Source organism: Mesorhizobium montanum (genome assembly GCF_033977145.1).
In the GTDB taxonomy this organism is placed as follows: domain Bacteria; phylum Pseudomonadota; class Alphaproteobacteria; order Rhizobiales; family Rhizobiaceae; genus Mesorhizobium; species Mesorhizobium montanum.
The window spans coordinates 1-1,422 of record NZ_JAVIJF010000063.1 but is presented as its reverse complement, the minus strand read 5'-3'; the positions used below and the strand labels follow the sequence as shown (position 1 = coordinate 1,422).

The 1,422-nt window shown below is 61.8% G+C and carries 1 protein-coding gene; it reads right to left on the bottom strand.

Features of this window, described 5'->3' with window-relative positions; translation table 11 throughout:
• Nucleotides 1-297: 297 nt before the first annotated feature.
• Nucleotides 298-1,338 carry an IS110 family RNA-guided transposase gene (locus tag RFM68_RS33470; RefSeq protein ID WP_320237196.1) on the bottom strand — a complete coding sequence of 347 codons (1,041 nt, stop codon included), beginning with the start codon at nucleotides 1,336-1,338 and terminating at the stop codon, nucleotides 298-300.
• Nucleotides 1,339-1,422: the final 84 nt, after the last annotated feature.

Genomic DNA, 1,422 nt, shown 5'->3' with positions numbered 1-1,422 from the left:
CTGCGCTTCCGGTGCTCATATGTGGACGGCCCCCTGCTTGCAAGGCTTTGGCTGGAGATGATTTGATCGGATCGCTTGCGCTCATATGTCCGGCCTTTTGCGCGCGGATATGTGAGCGCTGGCCTAGATGGGCTTCACGGATAGCGAGTTCCAAACACGTACACGGCATTGACTGCCAGTGAGCACCTCGGAGTGTCTCGCTTGTCCCGGTTCGACCGGTCACACCATCTTCTCCTCTACTTGCAAGTTCCGGCCTTCAGTGTCGAGCGTGCGCTCGGCACTGAACTCTTAATGCTCTCACGGCAGCACAGGCGCTGGATAGGTGGCGCCGATGGCGCGGTATTGCTCGCCGCTGACCATCAGCTTCCAGGCGATGCGGGCCAGCTTGTTGGCCAGCGCCACCGCCGCAAGTTTGGGAGCCTTGCGCGCGATCAGGGCCGCCAGCCATGGCCAGACCCTTTTGCTGCCTCGCCGCATGTGTTGGATGAGAGCGGTGGCGCCCGCCACCAGCACGCTTCGCAGCATCTCGTCGCCGGCGCGGGTAATCACCCCAAGCCTGTTTTTGCCTGCTGTCGAATGGTTCTTCGGCGTCAGTCCGAGCCAGGCGGCAAAATCGCGCCCTGACTTGAAGCCATGCACGTCCGTCACCTTGATGGCCAGCAACGTCGCTCCAACAGGGCCGACTGCCGGTATGGCGGCCAACCTCCGGCTGACTTCGTTTTGCCTATGAAGCGCAAGCAGCTTCTCATCGAGCAGGGCAACCTCGGCGCCGATGTGGGCGTAATCGCGCGCTAGCGTCTCGAACATGTCCCTGGCCATATCCGGGACCGTCGTGTCGGCGCGAATGTCGGCTAAAAGATCGCCGAGCCGGGAAAGCCCCTTGGGCGCGATCAAACCGAACTCCGCCGCAAAGCCGCGGATCGAGTTGGAGAGCTGCGTGCGCCGGTCGATGAACTGCGCACGCAGCTTCGCCAGCATCTGCGCCGCTTGCTGATCGGCGCTCTTGGCCGCAACGAAACGCATGCGGGGCCGGTTCATCGCTTCACAGATTGCATCGGCATCGGCGGCATCCGATTTGGAGCGCTGGACATAGGGCTTCACGTGCTGCGCCGGCATGAGCAGCACCTCGTGACCCAACGCGCGCAACTCCCGCGCCCAGTAATGAGCCGCGCCACAGGCCTCCATGCCAACCTTCAGTGGCGGGAGCCCCGCAAAGAAGGCGAGCACCTGATTGCGCCGCAGCTTCTTGCGCAATACAGGCTGTTCGGCTTCATTCACCCCATGCAACTGGAAAACGCTCTTTGACGTATCCATGCCAATGCGAATAAGTTTATCCACGGACGGTCTCCCTTGTTGAGATCTGCAACGACCTCATTCTGGCACATTGCGATGCCGTCGGGGGCCGTCCACCCCAACACGTAC